The organism is Photorhabdus asymbiotica (assembly GCF_003634575.1).
Lineage (GTDB): Bacteria > Pseudomonadota > Gammaproteobacteria > Enterobacterales > Enterobacteriaceae > Photorhabdus > Photorhabdus asymbiotica.
The window spans coordinates 314,608-339,752 of sequence record NZ_RBLJ01000003.1 but is presented as its reverse complement, the minus strand read 5'-3'; the positions used below and the strand labels follow the sequence as shown (position 1 = coordinate 339,752).

The window sequence follows — 25,145 nt, the reverse complement described above, 5'->3', positions numbered from 1 at the left end:
AACCGGGAATAAATTAATTGCTGCATTCTCATTCATGGCTAAATCATGCGATACTGAAGCCTTCTTACATTTTTGGAGCAATCGGGTGACGCAAAGTATTCCTGCTGTATTTTTAGATCGTGACGGAACAATAAATATCGATCATAGTTATGTGCATGAAATAGATAGTTTTCAATTTATTGATGGTGTAATTGAAGCCATGATTGAATTGAAAAGAATGGGGTATGCACTGGTATTAGTTACAAACCAGTCGGGCATTGCCCGCGGCATTTTCAATGAAGAGCAATTTTTGCAACTGACAGAATGGATGGATTGGTCACTGGCAGACCGTGGGGTAGATTTGGACGGTATCTATTATTGTCCTCATCATCCAGATGCGACTGAAGAACAATATAAGAAGAGTTGTGATTGTCGTAAACCACAACCAGGTATGCTTCTGGAAGCACAGGAAGAGCTTAATATTGATATGAGTGCTTCTTTTATGGTTGGTGACAAACTGGAAGATATGCAAGCAGCAACGGAAGCAAAAGTTGGTACTAAAGTATTAGTTCGTACAGGTAAACCAGTTACTCATGAAGTTGAACAAGCAGCTGATTTGATAATAAATAGCTTAGTAGACTTGCCTAAAGTGATTAAAGACATCAAAAAATAGGATTTTTGTGCTTTATATCATCGTTTTGTTGAAAAAATCCGCTGTCGAAAGTTTTTTGCAAATAAACACTTGCCAGCGCGGAAAAACGCCCTATAATGCGCCACCACTGACCGACACAACGCTGATAAACGTTGTCAGGCCAGGCAGAGAAAAGCCAATAAGGGCTTGACTCTGCGGGCGGAAAGCGTAATATACGCAGCCCGGCTGACCGAGAATATTAATTTTTGATTTGGCCTGCTCTTTAACAATTAATCAGACAATCTGTGTGGGCACTCACAAGACGGTATCACAAAAAATACGTTTTAAAGTCTTGAAGAGTGAACAGCAGTTAATTCATTACGAACTAACAGGACGATTCTTTGAGCATCAAACTTTAAATTGAAGAGTTTGATCATGGCTCAGATTGAACGCTGGCGGCAGGCCTAACACATGCAAGTCGAGCGGTAACAGGAAAGCGCTTGCGCTTTTGCTGACGAGCGGCGGACGGGTGAGTAATGTCTGGGGATCTGCCCGAGGGCGGGGGATAACCACTGGAAACGGTGGCTAATACCGCATGATGTCGCGAGACCAAAGTGGGGGACCTGAAAGGGCCTCACGCCCTCGGATGAACCCAGATGGGATTAGCTAGTAGGTAGGGTAATGGCCTACCTAGGCGACGATCCCTAGCTGGTCTGAGAGGATGACCAGCCACACTGGGACTGAGACACGGCCCAGACTCCTACGGGAGGCAGCAGTGGGGAATATTGCACAATGGGCGCAAGCCTGATGCAGCCATGCCGCGTGTATGAAGCAGGCCTTCGGGTTGTAAAGTACTTTCAGCGGGGAGGAAGGGTTTGGCCTGAAGAGGGTTAAATTTTGACGTTACCCGCAGAAGAAGCACCGGCTAACTCCGTGCCAGCAGCCGCGGTAATACGGAGGGTGCAAGCGTTAATCGGAATGACTGGGCGTAAAGCGCACGCAGGCGGTCAATTAAGTTAGATGTGAAATCCCCGGGCTCAACCTGGGAATGGCATCTAAGACTGGTTGGCTAGAGTCTCGTAGAGGGGGGTAGAATTCCATGTGTAGCGGTGAAATGCGTAGAGATGTGGAGGAATACCGGTGGCGAAGGCGGCCCCCTGGACGAAGACTGACGCTCAGGTGCGAAAGCGTGGGGAGCAAACAGGATTAGATACCCTGGTAGTCCACGCTGTAAACGATGTCGATTTGGAGGTTGTGGCCTAGAGCTGTGGCTTCCGGAGCTAACGCGTTAAATCGACCGCCTGGGGAGTACGGCCGCAAGGTTAAAACTCAAATGAATTGACGGGGGCCCGCACAAGCGGTGGAGCATGTGGTTTAATTCGATGCAACGCGAAGAACCTTACCTACTCTTGACATCCAGAGAAGACCTCAGAGATGAGGTTGTGCCTTCGGGAGCTCTGAGACAGGTGCTGCATGGCTGTCGTCAGCTCGTGTTGTGAAATGTTGGGTTAAGTCCCGCAACGAGCGCAACCCTTATCCTTTGTTGCCAGCACGTTGAGGTGGGAACTCAAAGGAGACTGCCGGTGATAAACCGGAGGAAGGTGGGGATGACGTCAAGTCATCATGGCCCTGACGAGTAGGGCTACACACGTGCTACAATGGCGGATACAAAGTGAAGCGACCTCGCGAGAGCAAGCGGAACACACAAAGTCTGTCGTAGTCCGGATTGGAGTCTGCAACTCGACTCCATGAAGTCGGAATCGCTAGTAATCGTAGATCAGCATGCTACGGTGAATACGTTCCCGGGCCTTGTACACACCGCCCGTCACACCATGGGAGTGGGTGGCAAAAGAAGTCGGTAGCCTAACCGCGAGGGGGGCGCTGACCACTTTGTGATTCATGACTGGGGTGAAGTCGTAACAAGGTAACCGTAGGGGAACCTGCGGTTGGATCACCTCCTTACCTGAGATGCGTTGAGTGCAGTGCTCACACAGATTGTCTGATGAAAGAAGAGAATGACGTTATCGCGATAGGCTTGTAGCTCAGGTGGTTAGAGCGCACCCCTGATAAGGGTGAGGTCGGTGGTTCAAGTCCACTCAGGCCTACCAACTCTACTTATCCTAGGGTCTTCCAAACGCTGCGTGACTCATGTGCTCGCGCACACTGCGTTACTCGCGTTGAAATACCCGGCGGCTAAGCGAGTTGGTCAGATAGACGGTAACGGCATTTTTCTGTATGGGGCTATAGCTCAGCTGGGAGAGCGCCTGCCTTGCACGCAGGAGGTCAGCGGTTCGATCCCGCTTAGCTCCACCATATGAAACTAGTTCAGAGTATATTGGTGACAGTATGCTGCGAATTATTTTGCTCTTTAACAATCTGGAACAAGCTGAAAAATTGAAACTGTTGATAATATCACCGAGGTATTATTGACGAGTCTCTCAAGCTGCACAATCCGAGACAGTTTCGGGTTGTGAGGTTAAGCGAATAAGCGTACACGGTGGATGCCTAGGCAGTCAGAGGCGATGAAGGACGTGCTAATCTGCGAAAAGCGTCGGTGAGCTGATATGAAGCGTGATAAGCCGGCGATGTCCGAATGGGGAAACCCAGTGCACTGCGGTGCACTATCATTAACTGAATCCATAGGTTAATGAGGCGAACCGGGGGAACTGAAACATCTCAGTACCCCGAGGAAAAGAAATCAACCGAGATTCCCCCAGTAGCGGCGAGCGAACGGGGAGGAGCCCAGAACCAGCATCAGCCACCGTCTCAGAGGAACGGTCTGGAAAGGCCGGCGATAGCGGGTGATAGCCCCGTACTTGAAGTGGGGGTGGCTGTGAGTTCGACGAGTAAGGCGGGACACGAGAAAGCCTGTCTGAATATGGGGGGACCATCCTCCAAGGCTAAATACTCCTGACTGACCGATAGTGAACCAGTACCGTGAGGGAAAGGCGAAAAGAACCCCGGTGAGGGGAGTGAAAGAGACCCTGAAACCGTGTACGTACAAGCAGTGGGAGCCCCACCACCAAAGCGTTTCGCTTTGCGTGGTGCACAAAATGCGTAACGGCATCACTGATGCGCGGTTGGCGGAGCGGTAGCGACGCCCAACACAACAATCAAGCAGTGGAGCGTTTTGGGGTGGGGTGACTGCGTACCTTTTGTATAATGGGTCAGCGACTTATATTCTGTAGCAAGGTTAACCGGATAGGGGAGCCGCAGGGAAACCGAGTCTTAACTGGGCGAAATGAGTTGCAGGGTATAGACCCGAAACCCGGTGAGCTAGCCATGGGCAGGTTGAAGGTTGGGTAACACTAACTGGAGGACCGAACCGACTAATGTTGAAAAATTAGCGGATGACTTGTGGCTGGGGGTGAAAGGCCAATCAAACCGGGAGATAGCTGGTTCTCCCCGAAAGCTATTTAGGTAGCGCCTCGTGAGTTCATCTTCGGGGGTAGAGCACTGTTTCGGCTAGGGGGCCATCCCGGCTTACCAACCCGATGCAAACTGCGAATACCGAAGAATGGTATCACGGGAGACACACGGCGGGTGCTAACGTCCGTCGTGAAGAGGGAAACAACCCAGACCGCCAGCTAAGGTCCCAAAGTCATGGTTAAGTGGGAAACGATGTGGGAAGGCCCAGACAGCCAGGATGTTGGCTTAGAAGCAGCCATCATTGAAAGAAAGCGTAATAGCTCACTGGTCGAGTCGGCCTGCGCGGAAGATGTAACGGGGCTAAACCATGCACCGAAGCTGCGGCAGCGACACGTAAGTGTCGCTGGGTAGGGGAGCGTTCTGTAAGCCGTGGAAGGTGGCGCCGTGAGGCCTGCTGGAGGTATCAGAAGTGCGAATGCTGACATAAGTAACGATAAAGCGGGTGAAAAACCCGCTCGCCGGAAGACCAAGGGTTCCTGTCCAACGTTAATCGGGGCAGGGTGAGTCGACCCCTAAGGTGAGGCTGAAAAGCGTAGCTGATGGGAAACAGGTTAATATTCCTGTACTGAATGTGACTGCGAAGGGGGGACGGAGAAGGCTAGGCCATCCGGGCGACGGTTGTCCCGGTTTAAGCGGGTAGGTGGGAGGAGCAGGCAAATCCGCTCTTCTGTGAACACTGAGGCGTGATGACGAGCCGCTACGGCGGTGAAGTGGTTGATGCCCGGCTTCCAGGAAAAGCCTCTAAGCATCAGGTCATATTGAATCGTACCCCAAACCGACACAGGTGGTCAGGTAGAGAATACTCAGGCGCTTGAGAGAACTCGGGTGAAGGAACTAGGCAAAATGGTGCCGTAACTTCGGGAGAAGGCACGCTGGCATTAGGTGAAGGAGTTGACCTCTGGAGCTGAAGCCAGTCGCAGAGACCAGCTGGCTGCAACTGTTTATTAAAAACACAGCACTGTGCAAACACGAAAGTGGACGTATACGGTGTGACGCCTGCCCGGTGCTGGAAGGTTAATTGATGGGGTTAGCCGCAAGGCGACGCTCTTGATCGAAGCCCCAGTAAACGGCGGCCGTAACTATAACGGTCCTAAGGTAGCGAAATTCCTTGTCGGGTAAGTTCCGACCTGCACGAATGGCGTAATGATGGCCAGGCTGTCTCCACCCGAGACTCAGTGAAATTGAACTCGCTGTGAAGATGCAGTGTTCCCGCGGCAAGACGGAAAGACCCCGTGAACCTTTACTATAGCTTGACACTGAACATGGAGCCTTGATGTGTAGGATAGGTGGGAGGCTAGGAAGTGTGGACGCCAGTCTGCATGGAGCCGACCTTGAAATACCACCCTTGAATGTTCGATGTTCTCACTTGGGCCCGTGAACCGGGCTGAGGACAGTGTCTGGTGGGTAGTTTGACTGGGGCGGTCTCCTCCCAAAGAGTAACGGAGGAGCACGAAGGTTGGCTAATCACGGTCGGACATCGTGAGGTTAGTGCAAAGGCATAAGCTGGCTTGACTGCGAGAGTGACGGCTCGAGCAGGTACGAAAGTAGGTCTTAGTGATCCGGTGGTTCTGAATGGAAGGGCCATCGCTCAACGGATAAAAGGTACTCCGGGGATAACAGGCTGATACCGCCCAAGAGTTCATATCGACGGCGGTGTTTGGCACCTCGATGTCGGCTCATCACATCCTGGGGCTGAAGTGGGTCCCAAGGGTATGGCTGTTCGCCATTTAAAGTGGTACGCGAGCTGGGTTTAGAACGTCGTGAGACAGTTCGGTCCCTATCTGCCGTGGGCGTAGGAAGATTGAAAGGGGCTGCTCCTAGTACGAGAGGACCGGAGTGGACGCACCGCTGGTGTACGGGTTGTCATGCCAATGGCATAGCCCGGTAGCTAAGTGCGGGAGAGATAACCGCTGAAAGCATCTAAGCGGGAAACTTGCCTTGAGATGAGTCTTCCCTTGACTTGAGTCACGGAAGGAACGTTTAAGACGAAGACGTGGATAGGCTGGGTGTGTAAGTGCAGCGATGCATTGAGCTGACCAGTACTAATGAACCGAGCGGCTTAACCTTACAACGCCGAAGGTGTTTTGGTGTCAGAAGACGGAAGAGAGATGAATTTCAGCTTGTTCAGAGATTGGTTCCGGTGGTTGCGGCAGAGAGCGTCGCAACGGTCGGAGTAAAACAGAATACGCCTGGCGGCGATAGCGCGGTGGTCCCACCTGACCCCATGCCGAACTCAGCAGTGAAACGCCGTAGCGCCGATGGTAGTGTGGGGCTTCCCCATGCGAGAGTAGGACACTGCCAGGCTTGAAATTAGCGTTTTGTGTTGTGGTAGCAACATAGGACACAAGGAATTCGGTGGTGCGGTAGTTCAGTTGGTTAGAATACCGGCCTGTCACGCCGGGGGTCGCGGGTTCGAGCCCCGTCCGCACCGCCACCTAATTTCCAAAGGAAACCCTGAGAGAAATCTCAGGGTTTTTTTGTTTATAAATATTAAAATCAATAATTAACCTGAGTTCTGGATAAAAAATTGACGAGAAGCCTGTTCCGGGAGCAAAGTTTTGGTGAACGCCGAAAACAGCTCCGGGGAGGAACAGGCTATGGATAAGTTAGTGGAAATTTTCTGCGATGTCGACGATTTTTGCCGTTTTTTCATCCCTCTGTGGACGCAGTTTTGTCTTGATAACGGATACCGTCTACGCCGCCGACAAGGTCGCATGTATCCCAGTGAAATTATGGCTATCCTGATCCTCTTTCATCTGTCACATTACCGGGATTTTAAACATTTTTATCTGGAGCATCTTTGGAAATATCACCACAAGGATTTTCCCGCCTTGCTCTGCTATTTGCCATAACATCCGCATTGCCCGTCATTAGGTTTTTGAAGGGAGCACAAAATGAGGAAAAACCTCAATGGGATGGTTTTACGGCTTCAAGTTACACCTGGTTGTTAACCCTCTGGGCGAAATTCTGGCGCTGAAAGTGACTGCGGGTAATGTGGATGATCGGGAACCGGTTCGCGAATTAACAAAAGAATTAACGGGTTCTCTCTATGGAGATAAAGGTTATCTCAGCCAGGAACTGGCAGACGATTTGGCCAAAACGGGTGTCACTTTCATCACGCAGAAACGTCGTAACATGAAAGCGCGTATGCTGGCAGAGTGGGATAAGATCATGTTATCAAGGCGTTTTATCATCGAAACGATTAATGGGCAATTAAAAACCCTTTCTCAAATAGAGCATTCGCTCCACCGAAGTATAACAGGATTTCTGTTGACCGTTTTAGGTGGTGTGATTGCTTACTGCCTTAAATTAAAAAAACCATCACTGAAAGTTTTCTACTCAGAAGACGATTTGCCAGTGATGGCTTAAACAGAATTCGGGTTAATTATCTTATTATATTTGATAAAATCAGATTGTTTTAATAATAGTTGCTTTGTGCATTAAAGGGGTTTTTCTCGTGGTAAAGAAAACCTATGCAATAAGATATGTCGCTGGACAGCCTGTTGAACGTGTCTTTCCTATGTCAGCTCATCAGCTTGGGAAGTCATTGCCTGTAGGAATGCCTTTAATTACTGATACAAATGGGCTTAGGGTTGTTGTCTGGAATATCTATAAACAGCAGCGGCCTTCATGGCGAGAAGTTTTGAAGGAGCTAACTAAAGGAAGCCAGTTAATTTTATTACAAGAAGCGCAAACAACTCCTGATTTAGTTGAGTTTGCTACTTCAAATTATCTGACAGCTGATCAAGTTCCTGCCTTTGTATTGCCACAGCATCCCTCTGGTGTGATGACATTAGCAACTTCTCATCCTATTTATTGTTGTCCATTGAGAGAGAAAGAACCTCTTTTGCGTTTATCTAAATCAGCTCTTATTACTGTTTACCCTTTACAGGATAATCGTCAGCTAATGGTTATCAATGTACATGCGATAAATTTTAGTTTTGGTGTAGATGTATATAGTCGTCAACTTAGTAATATTGGTGCCCACGTTCGTTTACATCATGGCCCGGTAATTATGGCTGGTGATTTTAATGCATGGAGTAAGCAACGATTAAATGCCCTTAAACGGTTTACCCGATATTTGCATCTTAATGAAGTTTCTTTTGTTGATGACTGTCGAACGATTGTGTTTGGAAGACCGTTGGATTTTATTTTTTACCGAGAATTGAGTGTAGCTAATGCTACTGTTATGCCTACCGACGCTTCCGATCATAATCCCCTTATTGTAAGTTTTTATTAATATTTTTATTTTGAGAATATTTTTTTATAAAATAGATTTTTTTATTGATAGCAAATGTTTACTTAATTTAACTTTTTGAAAAAATTATAATTTATTTTTGTGATAATGAGATAATGGCTCATAAGATTAAATTAATTTCTTAATTATATCTACTATTATAATTTTGTATTTATATATGGGATTTAATATATTGTGTTTAAAATTAAATTTTGGATATTTTAATGTTATTTATTGTTTATGTATTGTAAAAATAAATTTAACTTACCATTTAAATAATTAAATAGAAATATTCAGAGTGATAAAAATAAATGCCAGAATAATCTGGCACTTATTAGTATAAATTATTTATTTAGTTCGATGGTATTTAGAATTCTTTTTTTTCTTTATGGTCAAGAGATAGGCAATTGATAATAAAACTATCCATATAATTCCCACAATTAATGCAATACGGGTTTTCTCGAAATAGCCTAACAATACAATGACAAATACCATAAAGATAATTGTTAACGCTGGTGCTATTGGCCACATAGGAACAGGGAATTTTAGCGTTTTAATTTCTTCATTATTCATTTTGCGACGCATAGCAACCTGAGAAAGTAGAATCATCAGCCATACCCACACAGTGGCAAATGTTGCGATAGAAGCAATGATAATGAAAATTTGTTCTGGGATTAGATAATTGAGTATAACACCAACCAATAGGACAACTGACATGACGACAACTGTCATCCATGGTACACCATTACGGCTCAGTTTGGTGAATGATTTAGGTGCTTGTCCTTCTTGGGCCATACCATACATCATACGACCAGCACCAAAAATATCGCTGTTAATCGCCGAAACTGCGGCAGTAATAACGACGATATTAAGAATATTTGCCGCGGAATTGATGCCCAGGCTAGAAAAAATTTGTACGAATGGGCTACCTTCCTGACCGATCTGATTCCACGGGTAAATACACATAAGGATAAATAAGGTTAATACGTAGAATAGTAGGATACGGAAAGGAACAGCGTTGATTGCTTTTGGAATAGTTTTTTCGGGATTTTTGGCTTCGCTAGCTGTAATACCAATGACTTCAATACCACCAAAAGCAAACATTACAATAGCGAGTGAAGCTATTACACCACTAATGCCATTAGGCATAAAACCACCATATTCCCATAAGCTGGAAATGCCAGTTACGTGGTCTGTTTGTTGACCGAATCCATATATCATAATGGTCATACCGCCAACAATCATAGCGATAATTGCAGTGACTTTCACAATAGAAAGCCAGAATTCCATTTCACCAAAAATTTTTACATGGCAAAGATTAATTGCACCAATGAAGCAGACAATGCTCAGTACCCAGATCCATTGTTCCACATGAGGGAACCAAAGTTTCATATAAAAACCAAATGCAGTAACGTCAGCCAGGCAGACGATTAACATTTCGAATATATAATTCCATCCGGTCAGAAATCCGGCCAAAGGACCGAGATAATGGCTAGCATAGTGTGAAAAAGAGCCGGCTACTGGATGGTGAACAGCCATTTCACCTAATGCACGCATCACCATAAATACGGCGGCACCGCCGATTAAATAGGCGAGTAATACGGCTGGGCCAGCTTGCTGGATAGCAGCTGCGGAGCCATAGAACAGCCCAGTGCCTATTGCGGAGCCTAATGCCATAAAGCGGATGTGCCGCCCGGTTAGACCCCGTTTCAGCTGAGTTTCATTATTCTGCATTATTTATTCCTGTCACTTTCTCAGTGCTAGATATATTTTAAGCACACAGTGCCCCGACGAGCTGCATGTTAGCCAAGCGAAGCAAACCCTGTACCTTACCATAAAGATTGATGTTCGCGGGATAGATATCTGCAATAATGCGCTCTTACCTAATGAAACCAGAGATTTTTATGTTTTACCCGATTAACGAAATATTTCAGACATTGCAGGGAGAGGGTTTTTTCACGGGAGTCCCAGCAATTTTTATTCGTCTGCAAGGGTGTCCGGTCGGTTGCAGCTGGTGTGATACTAAGCATACTTGGGAGAAAAAAGCCGAAAAGCAGCAGATGTTGGAGACAATCTTACTGAAGACGAATGAAAGTGATGAATGGGGTGAAGCATCACCTAAGCAAATTGCGACACTTTTTGTTCAACAGGGATATACCGCGCGCCATGTTGTGATTACTGGTGGTGAGCCTTGTATTTATGATCTTATTCCTTTGACAGAAGAATTGGAAAATCTTGGCTATCAATGTCAGATAGAAACCAGTGGTACGTATCATGTTGAATGCTCTGCTGCTACTTGGGTGACTGTTTCACCAAAAGTTAAAATGCGTGGTGGTTATCAGGTATTGCAGCAAGCTTTGCAAAGAGCTAATGAAATAAAACATCCAGTTGCACGGGAAAGAGATATTGAGGCATTAGATGAGTTATTGGCGACATTAGATAACAACTCATCGCGTATTATTGCATTGCAACCGATAAGCCAGAAAGAAGACGCTACCCGTTTATGTATTGAAACCTGTATTGCCCGCAATTGGCGGCTTTCTATGCAAACACATAAATATCTGAATATTGCTTGAGAAGAGATTACTGCACTGGAGGTTCCCTGGTGCAGTAACTTATTTTTATTTTCCGCGGAAAATGCAGCCTGCGTTACAAGTTTCTTTCACCATAACAGCACTGAGTTGTGGAACTTTAGGTTTAACTTTAGCCCAAATCCAGGCTGACAGTACTTCGCTGGTTGGGTTTTCCAGCCCTGGAATATCATTTAGGTACTGGTGATCTAACTGTTCCCAAACAGGTTTGAAAATAGCTTTTAGATCAGCAAAATCTATAATCCAGCCACTATGAGGATCTACCTCTCCGGTAATTTCCAGCCGTACCATAAACGAATGCCCATGTAGGCGTCCGCATTTATGGCCTTCTGGAACATGTGGCAGACGGTGGGCGGCTTCAAACTGAAAGTCTTTAAAAATCGTTGTGCTCATAGTGGTTCTCCCTGACTTCAAAAAACCCGCTATTCTACCCGATCTTCTGAATTAAACTTGGTTTTTTCCTTTTTTTGCAATTGTCCTTATTAACTGTTTTATAGATATATTAAATCTGTAAATATGGTTAGGCGTTTTGGTTATTTGATATTGCGATAGTTTCTTTAATTAGTGACAAGTTGCTGAGATAACCTTACTAACTATCCCTATTTATTTTCTTTACTAAAAATAACGGACACTGGTAATCGTAAAGGGCAGTACAGGATAATGAGCATAAAACCACCTTCAATTTCACTTCTTCCCGTTTCGCCTGAACAGTTAGCGCGTTTGCAATCGGCAATTGGGGATTTTTCTCCAAATCAGTTAGCTTGGCTGTCTGGTTATTTTTGGGGAATGGTGAATCAACAACCGCAGCCTCAGGCTGTGATTTCGGCAGCCCCGGTACAAGAGGCGATTACATTAATTTCAGCCTCACAGACAGGTAATGCTCGTCGTCTAGCTGAGCAACTGCGTGATGCTTTGCTGGCAGAAAAACTCAAGGTTAATCTGGTCAACGCCGGTGATTATAAATTTAAGCAAATTGCTCAAGAGAAGGTATTGATAATTATCGCTTCTACTCAAGGGGAAGGAGAACCTGCTGAAGAAGCGGTTGCACTATATAAATATCTTCATTCTAAAAAAGCACCAAATCTGAGTAATACTGTATTTGCGGTTTTTAGTCTGGGTGATACTTCTTATGAGAAATTCTGCCAGGCAGGAAAAGATTTCGATAACCGTCTGAGTGAACTGGGTGCTCAACGGTTGCTGGATCGTGTAGATGGCGATGTGGAATATCAGGAAGCTGCAACTCAATGGCGTAAGCAATTAACTGAAATCTTGAAACAGCGTATTCCTGCTCAGACAGACACTGTGATTGTTTCTACACAGAGCGACTCGGTAAATGAAGTTTTCTCATCCCCTTATACTAAACAAGCACCATTGACCGCTACCTTATCAACTGGTCAGAAAATAACTGGGCGTGGTTCTGATAAAGATGTTCGCCATATTGAAATTGATCTGGGAGATTCAGGTCTACGCTATCAGCCAGGTGATGCTTTGGGTGTCTGGTTTGAAAATGATCCAGATCTAGTGGATGAAGTATTGAATCTGCTTTGGTTGAAGGGAACGGAACAAGTTGAAGTTAATGGTCAGAAATTATCATTAAGGGAAGCACTGCTCAGCCATGTTGAACTCACGCAAAATACCAGTGTGATTGTAGAAAAATACGCTGTTCTGGCGAAAGATGAGAAGTTACTTTCTTTGGTTGCCGATAAGCAGGCATTACAGCAATACGCCAATAATAAACCTATCGCCGATATGATAAGAGAAGCAGCTTCTCAGCCCGAAGCACAGCAATTTATTGATTTATTGAGACCTCTGACACCGAGGCTATATTCAATTTCGTCCTCTCAGGCTGAAGTAGAAAATGAAGTTCATATTACAGTAGGTGTTGTTCGTTATGAAATTGATGGGCGAGCTCGTACTGGCGGGGCGTCCGGCTACTTAGCTGATCGTTTATCGGAAGAGGATGATATTCGTATTTTTATTGAGCATAACGATAATTTTCGTTTGCCGACCGATCCACAAACGCCTGTCATCATGATTGGACCGGGGACTGGGATTGCACCATTCCGGGCATTTATGCAGCAAAGAGAGGCTGATGGTGCTGAAGGGAAAAATTGGCTGTTCTTTGGTAATCCACATTTTACTGAAGATTTTCTCTATCAAGTGGAATGGCAACGTTATGTAAAAGATGGTCTGTTAACCCGCATTGATCTGGCATGGTCCCGTGATCAGCAGCATAAAGTTTATGTTCAGGACAAGTTGCGTGAGCAAGGTGAAGAAGTGTGGCGTTGGATAAAGGAGGGGGCACATCTGTATGTGTGTGGTGATGCAAACCGCATGGCTAAAGATGTGGAACATGCGTTGTTAGATATCGTTTCTGAGCATGGTGGCATGGATACCGAACAGGCAGATGAATTTTTAAGTGAACTGCGCCTTGAGCGCCGTTATCAGAGGGATGTGTACTAATGAACAATAAGCAACATGGTCCTTTGATTGTCGAAGGTAAACTGGCTGACAGTGAGCGTATGAAGCGAGAGAGCCATTTCTTGCGAGGTACGATCAGCGAAGATTTAACTAATGGCTTGACGGGGGGCTTTGAAGGGGACAATTTCCTGTTGATTCGTTTTCATGGCATGTATCAGCAGGATGATCGTGATATCCGTGCCGAACGAGCAGAGCAAAAGCTGGAACCACGTCATGCAATGATGTTGCGTTGCCGTCTGCCTGGTGGAGTTATTACGCCACAGCAATGGCTGGGCATTGATAAGTTTGCTGAGGAGAATACCCTTTATGGCAGTATTCGGTTGACTAATCGCCAGACATTTCAATTTCATGGCATTTTGAAAGGAAATGTAAAACCTGCGCATCAGTTGCTGAATCAGGTTGGTTTGGATTCGCTTGCGACAGCGAATGATGTTAACCGAAATGTGCTTTGTACCTCAAACCCGGTTCAATCGGAGTTGCATCAGCAAGCCTACGAATGGGCAAAAAAAATCTCAGAACACCTGCTGCCACGTACTCGTGCTTATGCTGAACTCTGGTTGGATAAAGAAAAAGTCGCAACGACCGATGAAGAGCCGATTCTTGGACCGACTTATTTACCGCGTAAGTTCAAAACAACGGTAGTTATCCCTCCACAGAATGATGTTGATCTACATGCCAACGATCTGAATTTTGTTGCCATTTCAGAAGGTGGCAGGTTGATTGGTTTTAATGTGTTGGTAGGTGGTGGTTTGGCAATGACTCACGGCGATAGAAATACCTATCCGCGTTTGGCGAGTGAGTTTGGTTATATTCCGCTTGAGCATACATTGGCGATTGCTGAAGCTGTGGTGACAACTCAGCGTGATTGGGGTAACCGGACTGAGCGTAAAAATGCCAAAACCAAATATACGTTGGAACGAGTTGGTATTGACGCCTTTAAGGAAGAGGTGGAGAAACGCGCTGGTGTGAAATTTGAAGCAATTCGGCCTTATGAATTTACTGGTCGTGGTGATCGAATCGGTTGGTTAAAAGGAATCGATGATAAATGGCATTTAACACTGTTTATTGAGAATGGGCGCCTTTTAGACTACCCCGGTAGACCGTTGAAAAGTGGCATTGCTGAAATTGCAAAAATTCACAAAGGGGATTTTCGTCTGACTGCCAATCAGAACTTAATTATTGCGGGTATTCCTGAAAGTGATAAGCAACGAATTGAATCTATCGCTCGTGGACATGGGTTGATTGATGATAAAACCACTCTTCAGCGTGAAAACTCAATGGCTTGTGTCTCTTTCCCAACTTGTCCGTTGGCAATGGCTGAAGCTGAACGTTTCTTACCGGAGTTTGTTACCTACGTTGAACAGTTAATGAATAAACATGGTATTGGTGATGAACATATTGTTTTACGGGTGACAGGCTGTCCCAATGGCTGTGGCAGAGCTATGTTGGCGGAAGTGGGGTTGGTGGGTAAAGCGCTTGATCGTTATAACCTCTATCTTGGTGGTAATCGGATCGGTACCCGTATTCCACGCATGTATAAAGAGAATATCAGTTCGGAAGAGATCTTATCCATCATGGATGAACTTATCGGACGCTGGGCTATAGGTCGGCAGCCAAATGAAGGCTTTGGCGATTTCCTGATCCGCACGGATATTATTAAGCCAGTACTGGATTCAGCCCGCGATTTCTACGATTGGCAGGAGGCGATATGAGCCAATTCAGCTTATCTCGGTTTGTTGGTATGACGGCTGAACAGCAAGAGCAATCATTGGCGGAAATCAATCAACGACTTGAAATGATGGATGCTCCCCAGCGGGTAAACTGGGCACTGGAAAATTTGCCGGGGGAGTTTGTTCTTTCCTCCAGCTTTGGTATTCAGGCGGCGGTATGTCTTCATTTAGTGACACAGGAATACCCGGATATTCCGGTCATTCTTACTGATACCGGCTATTTGTTCCCTGAAACTTATCAATTCATCGATAAACTCACAACGCAGCTGAAACTGAATCTGCAAGTATTCAGTGCTGAATATTCTCCAGCCTGGCAAGAAGCTCGTTATGGAAAATTGTGGCAACAAGGTGTAGAAGGAATAGAACGTTACAATCAGATTAATAAAGTTGAGCCAATGAATCGCGCTTTGAAAAATTTGAATGCGCAAAGTTGGTTTGCGGGGTTGCGCCGTCAGCAATCTGAAAGTCGATCAAAATTACCGGTTCTGGCTGTACAGCGTGGAGTATTTAAGATTCTACCAATTATTGACTGGGATAACCGGCGTGTGCATCAATATCTGACAAAGCATGGCTTGGAATATCATCCATTATGGGAACAAGGTTATCTCTCTGTTGGTGACATCCATACAACCCAAAAATGGGAACCGGGCATGAGTGAAGAACAAACCCGTTTTTTTGGCTTGAAGCGAGAATGTGGGTTACATGAGAATTAAAAAAACCAGTATTTCCTGAGTGGGAATAATGATAAAACCCTAGCCTTGTTTTAGGGCGAGGGTGATGATTAATATATACCCGTTATCTTTCAAGTTGCCTCTTTGTTGTCTGCACTCACTCACCCGGTCACATAGTTATCTATGCTCCCGGGGATTCGCTCCCTTGCCGTCGCGATGCATCTTGAAATCCATAGGGTATAAATAGTCTGAAAAACAATTTAATCCTTTATTCAATGGGCTCTTACGCGTGTTTCATTCGCTCATTTAACGTTTCAATGATAAACGCGTTCACCGAAATTTGATGTTCAGTTGTTGCACAATGCAATCGCTCCTCAAGTGATTTGGAGTAGCTTTTCCTGCCCTGCATAAGGTTCAATACCTGATGCGCTGCAATCTTCAAGATATTCATGTAGAGATATTTCACCCTCATCTTGCAATCCCTGAATACTATCAGAGATAAAATCACAATAACCAGACAGCCCTAAAAATTTACCCCTGAACATGCCGATTTCCGGCTCGTAACTAATAACAGCCGGTAGCCCAGCTACTACCATTATATTTTGTACTTTCATCTTTATCCTCATGCAATCTCATGAAAAACTATTTCGACGAAGTCACCTATATTCCATTACAGAACATAAAATTCCTTTTTGTCATTTTGTAACTTTACCACCGACTCATATATTCATTCGAAACAGTTTCAGTACTTATAAATATTTCACTGGATATCAAGGGCAATTGTGGATTACTTACCGATATTTGTTGAGCTGAAAGGGCGACTTGTATTACTTGTCGGTGGAGGAGAGGTGGCGGCACGTAAAGCCACTCTACTACTACGGGCAGGTGCATTATTACAGGTTGTAGCCCCTGAATTGTGCTCAGAATTACAACAGCGTTATCAAGCTGGTGAGTTGGAATGGGATAAGAGAGAATGCCAGCCTGAATATCTTGATGGCATCTTTTTAGTGATTGCCGCGACTGATAACCACGCTCTTAATCATTGGGTCTTTGCCGAGGCTGATAAGCGCGGTATTTTGGTCAATGTGGTTGATGATCAGTCTCATTGCTCATTTATTTTTCCATCAATAATTGACCGCTCGCCCGTTCTGGTGGCGATTTCATCAGCCGGAAAAGCACCGGTATTAGCACGTTTAATCCGAGAAAAACTGGAAGCATTACTGCCTTCCAGTCTTGGTACGATGGCTAAAATTGCTGGGAATTGGCGTGAACGCGTAAAACAGCGATTCACTTCCATGCGTCAGCGTCGCTCTTTTTGGGAACAGGTTTTCAATGGACGTTTCGCAATGTTGGTTGCAAACGGTCAGATTCAACAGGCGGAAAAACAGCTTGAACAACAACTGGAACAGCCTGATTCACAGGGAGAACTGGCTTTAGTTGGGGCGGGCCCAGGTGATCCGGGATTACTGACGTTAAAGGGATTACAAGTTATTCAGCAGGCTGATGTGGTGCTTTATGATCATTTGGTCAGTAGAGATGTACTGGATCTGGTTCGTCGTGATGCAGATAAAATTTGCGTTGGTAAAAGAGCGGGTAATCACTCTGTTTCTCAGGCGGAAACTAACCGGTTAATAGTGAAATTTGCCAGACAAGGGAAAAAAGTAGTTCGTCTTAAAGGTGGTGATCCCTTTATTTTTGGTCGCGGGGGAGAAGAGTTACAAGTTGCAGCATTAGTAGGTATTCCTTTTCAGGTTATACCGGGAATTACTGCCGCTATTGGAGCGACGGCGTATGCCGGAATTCCGCTAACTCACCGGGAACATTCGCAGAGTATCACTTTTATTACCGGTCATTGCCGAGAAAATGGTCATGAGTTGGATTGGCAAGCTTTGGCCAGAGGTCATCAGACATTGGTGATTTATATGGGAACGGTAAAAGCCGCCTTGATAAGTCACCAACTTATTTTACATGGGCGAGCGGAAGATACACCCGTAGCCGTCATTGGTTGTGGTACTCGCCCAGAACAGCAAGTATTGACAGGCACTTTGCTCGAACTGGAACAGTTAGCACATCAGGCACCGTCACCGGCCTTACTGGTAGTGGGAGAAGTTGCTCAACTCCATCATCAGATAGCCTGGTTCGGGCAACAACCTATTGCCACGGTAAGCCGTCCGGCAATAGTCGATTTTGCATAAGGGAGCCGTAATGGACGAGAAAAGATTGACACATTTGCAGCAGCTTGAAGCTGAAAGTATCCATATTATGCGGGAAGTGGCTGCGGAGTTTGAAAATCCGGTGATGCTTTACTCCATTGGTAAAGATTCTTCAGTCATGCTTCATCTTGCGCGTAAGGCGTTCTATCCGGGAACATTGCCATTTCCTTTATTGCATGTAGATACAGGCTGGAAATTTCGTGAAATGTACGAGTTCCGTGATCGTACCGCCAAGAATTATGGATTTGAACTATTGGTGTATCGCAATCCGCAAGGGGAGGCGATGGGAATAAACCCATTTATTCATGGCAGTGCCAAACATACTGACATCATGAAAACGGAAGGATTGAAGCAGGCATTGGATAAATATGGTTTTGATGCGGCTTTTGGTGGTGCGCGTCGTGATGAAGAGAAATCGCGCGCCAAAGAGCGTATTTATTCATTTCGTGATCGTTCGCATCGCTGGGACCCTAAAAACCAGCGCCCTGAATTGTGGCGTAATTACAACGGCCAGATTAACAAAGGTGAAAGCATTCGTGTATTCCCGCTTTCTAACTGGACTGAACTGGATGTTTGGCAATATATCTATTTGGAGCAAGTAGATATCGTTCCTCTCTATTTTGCCAAGCCGCGTCCGATACTGGAGCGTGATGGCACACTGATTATGGTTGATGACGACCGGATCGATCTGAAACCTGGCGAAGTTATCAGCCAACGTAAAGTGCGATTCCGTACACTTGGTTGCTGGCCGCTAACAGGCGCGGTGAAATCCGATGCTGAAACGCTACCCGAAATTATTGAAGAAATGCTGATATCTACGACAAGTGAGCGGCAAGGGCGGCTGATTGACAGTGATCAATCTGCTTCTATGGAACTGAAAAAACGTCAGGGTTATTTCTAAGGAGAACAACCATGTCAGCACTCGCACAAAATGAAGCTATTGTTCATCAAATTAAACAACAGGGTGGTGTAGAGGCTTATCTGCGTGCTCAACAGGATAAGGGATTACTGCGTTTCTTGACCTGTGGCAGCGTGGACGATGGTAAAAGTACGCTGATCGGACGTCTGTTGCATGATACCCGTCAGATCTACGAAGATCAGCTTTCAACCTTGCAAAATGACAGTAAACGGATCGGTACTCAGGGTGAAAAATTGGATTTGGCTTTGCTGGTGGATGGTCTTGCTGCAGAGCGCGAACAGGGTATTACCATTGATGTCGCTTATCGTTACTTCTCAACAGAAAAACGCAAATTTATTATTGCTGATACACCGGGTCATGAGCAGTACACCCGCAATATGGCGACTGGCGCATCGACTTGTGATCTCTCTATTCTGTTAATTGATGCCCGTAAAGGTGTTCAGGAGCAGACCCGTCGTCACAGTTTTATCAGTACATTACTGGGGATTCGCCATTTAGTGGTTGCTGTGAATAAAATGGATCTAATGGAGTACCGTCAGGAAGTTTTTGATCATATTAAACAGGATTATATGAACTTCGCCGCTCAATTGCCGATAGATTTGGCTGTTCATTTTGTTCCGATTTCTGCACTGGATGGCGATAATATTGTTACCAGAAGTACCAATATGGCTTGGTATGAAGGGTCAACATTGTTGGATATTCTTGAAACAGTAGATGTGAAGAAAGAAGCATCGAAGCAATTATTACGTTTTCCGATACAATATGTCAGCCGACCTAATCTCGATTTTCGTGGTTACAGTGGCACTCTCTCATCTGGTGTTTTACGTAAGGGACAGAAAATTAAAGTCATGCCGTCTGGTGTGAGCTCTCAAGTGGAGAGGATCGTGACTTTCAATGGCGATTTGGATTTTGCGGTGCCTGGTGAAGCAATCACCGTGGTACTGCAAGATGAAGTCGATATCAGCCGGGGAGATCTCCTAATTTCTGCTGATGATGAGATGGTTGTTACTCGGCATGCGTTGGTGGATGTGGTGTGGATGTCTGAACAGCCGTTGGTGCAGGGGCAGAATCTTGATATCAAAGTGGCAGGTAAAAAAAGTCGCGGAAAAGTTGAGAATATTCAGTATCAAGTGGATATCACTAGCCTGACACAACGGGTTACTGTTGATTTGCCTTTGAACGCGATTGGATTGGTAGAATTTTCTTTTGAAGAACCATTAATGCTCGATAGCTATCAGCAAAATAGTGATACTGGCGGCATTATTTTTATTGATCGATTGACTAATGTTACTGTTGGTGCGGGTTTGGTACGAGAAATTCAGACAGATGTTTATGAAGGACCAAAAGAATTTAGCGAATTTGAACTGGAATTAAACAGGTTAATTCGTCGTCATTTCCCGCACTGGGGAGCCAGAGATTTACTGGGAGGTAAATAAATTGGCTGAAATTGAAAGTTTGGCACCGGGAAATGTGGTCTGGCATGCGCATCAACTGACCAGAGCGCAGCGGGAAGCTGAAAATGGACATCCTGCACTGGTTATTTGGTTCACAGGTTTATCCGGTTCTGGGAAATCCACGGTGGCCGGTGCTTTGGAACAGGCACTGTTTCAACGAGGAATAAAAACTTATCTGCTTGATGGCGATAATCTGCGTCATGGCCTTTGTAGTGATTTGGGATTTTCTGAACAGGACAGGCAGGAAAATATCCGTCGTGTGGGTGAAGTTGCCAATCTGATGGTGGATGCGGGTTTAATCGTGCTGACTGCTTTTATTTCCCCTCATAAAGCAGAGAGGCAAAAGGTTCGTGGACTACTGGAGCCGGGGAAATTTATTGAAGTTTTTGTTGATACACCGTTGGAAATCTGCGAATCCCGTGATCCTAAAGGGCTATATAAAAAAGCCCGCGCGGGTGAAATTCGTCATTTTACGGGGATTGATTCAGTCTATGAGATTCCTGATAACCCGGAAATTTATCTTTCAGGCCAGCAACCCGTTGAAGCATCGGTGGAACAGTTGCTGATGGAACTGGAAAAAGGCGGAATTATACGTTTAGCAACTAATCCGGTATAACATTTATATAAGGCACATTATAAAACTTCTATGATGTGCTTATGCAATGGCTTCATTCAACTATTTTTTCCCCTATCATGTTTTGTGGTAGTAGCGTCATTCTTTGAGTTATGGGATGATTGACGGATATTTCAGGGGGCGGAAATGGGTAAGCTAACGCTGCTATTATTGGTTTTACTCGGATGGTTGCAGTATTCGCTGTGGCTTGGCAAAAATGGTATTCATGATTATGCGCAGGTTAAGAATGATGTTGCTGTGCAAGAGTTCAAGAACAGCAAACTTAAAGTGCGCAATGAGCAGCTATCGGCGGAAATTAATGATCTCTATGGTGGGCAGGAAGCCATTGAAGAACGAGCGCGTAGTGTACTGGGTATGGTAAAACCTGGTGAAACCTTCTATCGTTTAGTCGCTGATAAATCCAAAGAAAACACTCCACACCCCTCGACACCTAATAATACTCAATAATCAAAATGAACAATCTATTATTTCATTCCTGTGCTGATGTTATTGCTTTGATCCCGGCAGCAGGTATTGGTAGCCGAATGAGTTCGGATTGCCCAAAGCAATATCTGTCTATTGTGGGAAAAACTGTTATTGAACATACCTTAGCTGCATTACTTGATCACCCCCGTATTCAGCGCGTTGTGGTTGTTTTAAATCCTGTTGACACTCAGTTTCAATTCCTTGAAGTTGCTTCAGATCCACGCATTACTACGGTAACCGGTGGTGAACAGCGTGCAGATTCTGTATTGGCAGGTTTAAATTATCTGGCGCATTTGGCCGAACACAATCATTACTGGGTTTTGGTTCATGATGCAGCTCGTCCTTGTTTACACCGTGATGATCTTGAACGTTTGCTACAACTGACAGAATCAGGTGAACAGGGAAATATGACATGTGGTGGTATTTTGGCATCTCCGGTCCGCGATACGATGAAGCGTAGTCGGACTGGCCAGGAAATTATTGACCATACGGTAGAGCGTCAAGATCTTTGGCATGCACTGACACCGCAGCTTTTTCCATTGATGTTACTGAGGGACTGCTTGTCAAAAGCGCTTTCACAACATGTCAACATCACTGATGAAGCTTCTGCATTGGAATATTGTGGTTATCAACCAATATTGGTTAACGGGCGTTCGGATAATATAAAAGTCACGCTCCCTGAAGATTTGGCATTGGCAGAATTTTATCTGTCTAGAAAAAAGTAAGGAACAGGCATCATGAGAATTGGACATGGTTTCGATGTGCATAAATTTGGTGGTGAAGGGCCGATTATTATCGGTGGTGTCCGTATCCCTTATGAGCAAGGACTACTGGCGCACTCTGATGGTGATGTTGCGCTCCATGCGGCAACAGATGCCTTGTTAGGCGCTGCTGCGTTGGGAGATATCGGGAAATTGTTTCCAGATACTGATCCCACACTTAAGGGGGTAGATAGCCGTAAGTTATTGCGTGAAGCCTACCGCCGTATTAGGGAAAAGGGTTACCGGATTGGTAATCTGGATATCACAATTATTGCACAAGCACCAAAAATGTTGCCGCATGTTCCGCAAATGAGAGTCAATCTGGCTGAAGATCTGCAATGCCACATTGATGATATCAATGTAAAGGCTACAACCACTGAAAAATTGGGGTTTATTGGGCGTAAAGAAGGTATTGCTTGCGAAGCGGTTGCTTTGCTGGTTAAGGAATAATTGATGGTATTGGCTGAATTAAACTGGCTGTATGGACAACCGGAAGCAACCGGAATATTAAAAGCTTCGCCAGAAGATTTTATTGTGTGTGAAGATTTGGGGTTTTCTCCTGACGGGGAAGGAGAGCACTTGATGGTGCATATCCGTAAAACCGGTTGCAACACTCAATTTGTTGCAGATAGCCTCGCTCGTTTTGCTGGAGTATCTTCTAAATCGGTTAGCTATGCGGGTTTAAAAGACCGTCATGCAGTGACAGAACAGTGGTTTTGCTTACACCTACCGGGTAAACAAGACCCTGATTTTACCTCGTTTCAGCTTGAAGGATGTGAAGTTCTGGCGACAGAGCGTCAGAAACGTAAACTCCGCATTGGGGCACTAAAAGGAAATTCATTCACGCTGATTTTACGGGAAATCAGTCATCACCCGTTTGTTGAAAATAGATTACAACTGATTCAGCAAGGCGGAGTGCCTAATTATTTTGGCGAACAGCGTTTTGGGCGAGATGGACAAAATCTGGTTCAAGCACAGCGTTGGGCAAATAATGAAATCCGTGTAAGAGAGAGAAATAAACGTAGTTTTTATCTTTCAGCCAGCCGCAGTGCTATGTTTAATACGGTGGCCAGTGCGCGGATTGCTCGGAGTCAGCAACAGCAAGTGATTAATGGTGACGCTTTACAATTGACAGGACGAGGCAGTTGGTTTGTGGCTAGCGAAGCCGAGTTGCCCGCATTGCAACAGCGGGTCATTGACGGTGAACTACAGATAACGGCTCCGTTGCCTGGCGATGGTGAATTAGGAACACAGCATCAGTCTGCGGATTTTGAACGGCAGTATTTGCAGCCTTATGAGTCATTGTGGGAACTCATTAAGCGTGAAAGAGTGGATTGTTCCCGCAGGGCCATACTGGTGCAACCTCAGAACCTGAGTTGGGAATGGTTGGATAATGCCACCGTAAAAATCAGTTTCTGGTTACCTGCTGGTAGTTTTGCTACCAGTGTGGTCAGGGAAATTATCAATCAGGATCAAAATGATGTTACGAATATTATTGAGTAATGATGATGGTGTCACTGCACCAGGAATTCAGGTTTTAGCGGCAGCATTGCAGGAAAATTATTATGTTCAAGTTGTTGCTCCAGATCGTAACCGGAGTGGCGCATCTAATGCATTGACACTTGATCGTTCGTTAAGAATTAATACCCTGGAGAATGGCGACATATCGGTATTGGATGGTACACCGACAGATTGTGTTTATCTCGGTGTTAATCGTCTGGTTCTCCCACGTCCGGAAATCGTTATCGCTGGTATTAATCGAGGTCCTAACCTTGGGGATGATGTGATTTATTCCGGCACAGTCGCTGCTGCGATGGAAGGTCGTCATTTGGGATTACCTGCGTTGGCTATTTCACTCGATGGCGATCGACATTATGAAACAGCGGCAGAAATCACGTGTCGTTTGTTACAAATGTTACAAACAACGTTTTTGAGAGCGGGTAATATTCTGAATGTGAATGTTCCTGATCTGCCACTTGAGCAAATTAAAGGTTTTCGGGTTACACGTTGTGGTAGTCGTCATGCAGCGGAAGAAGTCTATTCCATGCAAGATCCCAAAGGAAATATGCTTTACTGGTTGGGGCCGCCGGGAGATAAACGTGACGCCGGTCCGGAAACAGATTTTGCGGCTGTAGAGCAAGGCTATGTATCTATTACGCCATTGCAGGTAGATCTGACTGCGTATAAAGCGCAGGAGTTAGTGAAAGATTGGTTAGTTAAAGCTGAGGTTGATGGAGAATGCTGAGTAGTCGAGCAATGCAAAATTTGCTGACACAATTGCGCCAGCAGGGAGTAAAAGATGAGCGTTTACTGTCCGCTATTTCTGCTGTACCCAGAGAACGTTTTGTCGATGAAGCACTGGCTCATAAAGCTTATGAAAATACCGCCTTACCGATAGGTTGCGGGCAAACGATTTCTCAGCCTTATATTGTTGCTCGCATGACTGAACTGCTTCAATTAACACCGGATGCTAAGGTGCTGGAAATTGGTACCGGCTCTGGCTATCAGACGGCAATATTAGCTCATTTGGTTAAACATGTTTTCTCGGTAGAGCGGATAAAAGGTTTACAGTGGCAGGCTAAACGTAGATTGAAACAACTTGATTTGCATAATGTTTCAACCCGCCATGGAGATGGTTGGCAAGGGTGGCCATCGCGTGGGTTGTTTGATGCTATCATTGTGACCGCAGCTCCTCCGTATATCCCACAGGAACTTATGTCCCAGCTTTCTGATGGTGGTGTGATGGTTTTGCCCGTTGGTGAGCATACACAGCTGCTTAAGTCGGTGAAACGTCATGGCAATGGTTTTCACAGCGAAGTGATCGAAGCTGTACGTTTTGTTCCTCTTGTGCAAGGGGAATTAGCTTAATTTCGTAGCCTATTGCAACTATTTTTCAATTAATGGTTATATTTGCTTTAATAAGCGAAATATTTTTGTTTTGCGATTTTTG

The 25,145-nt window shown here is 45.2% G+C and carries 18 protein-coding genes, 3 tRNA genes, 3 rRNA genes and 2 pseudogenes; 23 read left to right on the top strand and 3 right to left on the bottom strand.

The genetic code is table 11. From position 1 onward, the window contains the following. Positions 1 to 85: 85 nt before the first annotated feature. The 9 genes and pseudogenes from gmhB to BDD30_RS13710 all read left to right on the top strand — a co-directional run bounded on the left by gmhB (position 86) and on the right by BDD30_RS13710 (position 8,279). The gene (gene gmhB, locus BDD30_RS13750; RefSeq protein ID WP_041381550.1) at positions 86 to 652 is read left to right on the top strand and encodes a D-glycero-beta-D-manno-heptose 1,7-bisphosphate 7-phosphatase; all 567 of its coding nucleotides are present in this window, start codon (positions 86 to 88) and stop codon (positions 650 to 652) included. Between the two features lie 375 nt (positions 653 to 1,027). Next, positions 1,028 to 2,572: ribosomal RNA gene (locus tag BDD30_RS13745) — 16S ribosomal RNA — on the top strand. Positions 2,573 to 2,641: 69 nt separating this feature from the next. Continuing rightward, positions 2,642 to 2,718 (top strand) — tRNA-Ile (locus tag BDD30_RS13740). A gap of 129 nt (positions 2,719 to 2,847) precedes the next feature. Then, positions 2,848 to 2,923, top strand: a tRNA-Ala gene (locus tag BDD30_RS13735). Between the two features lie 161 nt (positions 2,924 to 3,084). Next, positions 3,085 to 6,106: ribosomal RNA gene (locus BDD30_RS13730) — 23S ribosomal RNA — on the top strand. A 121-nt stretch (positions 6,107 to 6,227) separates the two neighbouring features. Beyond that, positions 6,228 to 6,343: ribosomal RNA gene (rrf, locus tag BDD30_RS13725) — 5S ribosomal RNA — on the top strand. The 16S, 23S and 5S rRNA genes sit together here with 3 tRNA genes alongside, the layout of an rRNA operon. 53 nt (positions 6,344 to 6,396) lie before the next feature. Next, positions 6,397 to 6,473: transfer RNA gene (locus BDD30_RS13720), tRNA-Asp, on the top strand. Between the two features lie 163 nt (positions 6,474 to 6,636). Continuing rightward, a pseudogene (locus BDD30_RS13715) lies at positions 6,637 to 7,408 on the top strand (IS982 family transposase). A gap of 88 nt (positions 7,409 to 7,496) precedes the next feature. Continuing rightward, entirely contained in the window at positions 7,497 to 8,279 is a 783-nt protein-coding gene (locus BDD30_RS13710; RefSeq protein WP_012776861.1) for an endonuclease/exonuclease/phosphatase family protein, read from the top strand. A gap of 345 nt (positions 8,280 to 8,624) precedes the next feature. Here BDD30_RS13710 and BDD30_RS13705 read toward each other — a convergent pair whose 3' ends face one another. Continuing rightward, the gene (locus BDD30_RS13705; RefSeq protein ID WP_012776862.1) at positions 8,625 to 10,010 is read right to left on the bottom strand and encodes an amino acid permease; all 1,386 of its coding nucleotides are present in this window, start codon (positions 10,008 to 10,010) and stop codon (positions 8,625 to 8,627) included. Between the two features lie 170 nt (positions 10,011 to 10,180). Here BDD30_RS13705 and queE point away from each other — a divergent pair, with 170 nt between their 5' ends. Beyond that, positions 10,181 to 10,852, top strand: a complete 672-nt coding sequence (gene queE / locus BDD30_RS13700) for a 7-carboxy-7-deazaguanine synthase QueE (protein WP_012776863.1) — start codon at positions 10,181 to 10,183, stop codon at positions 10,850 to 10,852. Between the two features lie 45 nt (positions 10,853 to 10,897). On the opposite strand, the gene queD is transcribed toward queE, so the two are convergent. Then, positions 10,898 to 11,260 carry a 6-carboxytetrahydropterin synthase QueD gene (queD, locus tag BDD30_RS13695; protein ID WP_012776864.1) on the bottom strand — a complete coding sequence of 121 codons (363 nt, stop codon included), beginning with the start codon at positions 11,258 to 11,260 and terminating at the stop codon, positions 10,898 to 10,900. Between the two features lie 267 nt (positions 11,261 to 11,527). Between queD and cysJ the strand changes: the two genes are divergently transcribed. Genes cysJ through BDD30_RS13680 form a run of 3 tightly spaced genes read left to right on the top strand, consistent with a single transcriptional unit; the run spans position 11,528 to position 15,791 of the window. Then, positions 11,528 to 13,330, top strand: a complete 1,803-nt coding sequence (gene cysJ, locus BDD30_RS13690; protein ID WP_012776865.1) for an NADPH-dependent assimilatory sulfite reductase flavoprotein subunit — start codon at positions 11,528 to 11,530, stop codon at positions 13,328 to 13,330. Next, entirely contained in the window at positions 13,330 to 15,060 is a 1,731-nt protein-coding gene (cysI, locus tag BDD30_RS13685; RefSeq protein WP_012776866.1) for an assimilatory sulfite reductase (NADPH) hemoprotein subunit, read from the top strand. Before cysJ ends, cysI begins: the two co-directional genes overlap by 1 nt. Further along, a complete protein-coding gene (locus BDD30_RS13680) occupies positions 15,057 to 15,791 on the top strand; it encodes a phosphoadenylyl-sulfate reductase (RefSeq protein ID WP_012776867.1) in 735 nt (244 codons plus the stop codon). The genes cysI and BDD30_RS13680 overlap by 4 nt, the downstream gene beginning before the upstream one ends. A gap of 241 nt (positions 15,792 to 16,032) precedes the next feature. Here the strand turns inward: BDD30_RS13680 and BDD30_RS13675 are convergent. After that, positions 16,033 to 16,345, bottom strand: a pseudogene (locus BDD30_RS13675) (type II toxin-antitoxin system HicB family antitoxin). Between the two features lie 186 nt (positions 16,346 to 16,531). Between BDD30_RS13675 and cysG the strand changes: the two are divergent. From cysG to BDD30_RS13625, 10 genes are all read left to right on the top strand, one after another. Continuing rightward, positions 16,532 to 17,944 carry a siroheme synthase CysG gene (gene cysG, locus BDD30_RS13670; RefSeq protein ID WP_012776869.1) on the top strand — a complete coding sequence of 471 codons (1,413 nt, stop codon included), beginning with the start codon at positions 16,532 to 16,534 and terminating at the stop codon, positions 17,942 to 17,944. Between the two features lie 10 nt (positions 17,945 to 17,954). Next, positions 17,955 to 18,863, top strand: a complete 909-nt coding sequence (gene cysD / locus BDD30_RS13665; protein ID WP_012776870.1) for a sulfate adenylyltransferase subunit CysD — start codon at positions 17,955 to 17,957, stop codon at positions 18,861 to 18,863. Positions 18,864 to 18,874: 11 nt separating this feature from the next. Then, a complete protein-coding gene (gene cysN, locus BDD30_RS13660; RefSeq protein ID WP_041381553.1) occupies positions 18,875 to 20,317 on the top strand; it encodes a sulfate adenylyltransferase subunit CysN in 1,443 nt (480 codons plus the stop codon). A 1-nt stretch (position 20,318) separates the two neighbouring features. Further along, positions 20,319 to 20,951: an adenylyl-sulfate kinase gene (gene cysC / locus BDD30_RS13655; protein ID WP_012776872.1), complete on the top strand. Its 633-nt coding sequence runs from the start codon at positions 20,319 to 20,321 to the stop codon at positions 20,949 to 20,951. 144 nt (positions 20,952 to 21,095) lie between these two features. Then, positions 21,096 to 21,416 carry a cell division protein FtsB gene (ftsB, locus tag BDD30_RS13650; RefSeq protein WP_012776873.1) on the top strand — a complete coding sequence of 107 codons (321 nt, stop codon included), beginning with the start codon at positions 21,096 to 21,098 and terminating at the stop codon, positions 21,414 to 21,416. A 5-nt stretch (positions 21,417 to 21,421) separates the two neighbouring features. After that, a complete protein-coding gene (gene ispD, locus BDD30_RS13645; protein WP_012776874.1) occupies positions 21,422 to 22,159 on the top strand; it encodes a 2-C-methyl-D-erythritol 4-phosphate cytidylyltransferase in 738 nt (245 codons plus the stop codon). A 12-nt stretch (positions 22,160 to 22,171) separates the two neighbouring features. After that, entirely contained in the window at positions 22,172 to 22,645 is a 474-nt protein-coding gene (ispF, locus tag BDD30_RS13640) for a 2-C-methyl-D-erythritol 2,4-cyclodiphosphate synthase (RefSeq protein ID WP_012776875.1), read from the top strand. A 3-nt stretch (positions 22,646 to 22,648) separates the two neighbouring features. Then, positions 22,649 to 23,698 carry a tRNA pseudouridine(13) synthase TruD gene (truD, locus tag BDD30_RS13635; protein ID WP_041381554.1) on the top strand — a complete coding sequence of 350 codons (1,050 nt, stop codon included), beginning with the start codon at positions 22,649 to 22,651 and terminating at the stop codon, positions 23,696 to 23,698. Beyond that, complete coding sequence (gene surE / locus BDD30_RS13630) at positions 23,676 to 24,440, top strand: 5'/3'-nucleotidase SurE (protein ID WP_012776877.1); 765 nt, start codon at positions 23,676 to 23,678, stop codon at positions 24,438 to 24,440. Before truD ends, surE begins: the two co-directional genes overlap by 23 nt. Next, positions 24,434 to 25,063 (top strand): protein-L-isoaspartate(D-aspartate) O-methyltransferase, encoded by a 630-nt coding sequence (locus BDD30_RS13625; RefSeq protein WP_012776878.1) that lies wholly within the window; start codon positions 24,434 to 24,436, stop codon positions 25,061 to 25,063. The genes surE and BDD30_RS13625 overlap by 7 nt, the downstream gene beginning before the upstream one ends. Positions 25,064 to 25,145 lie beyond the last annotated feature (82 nt).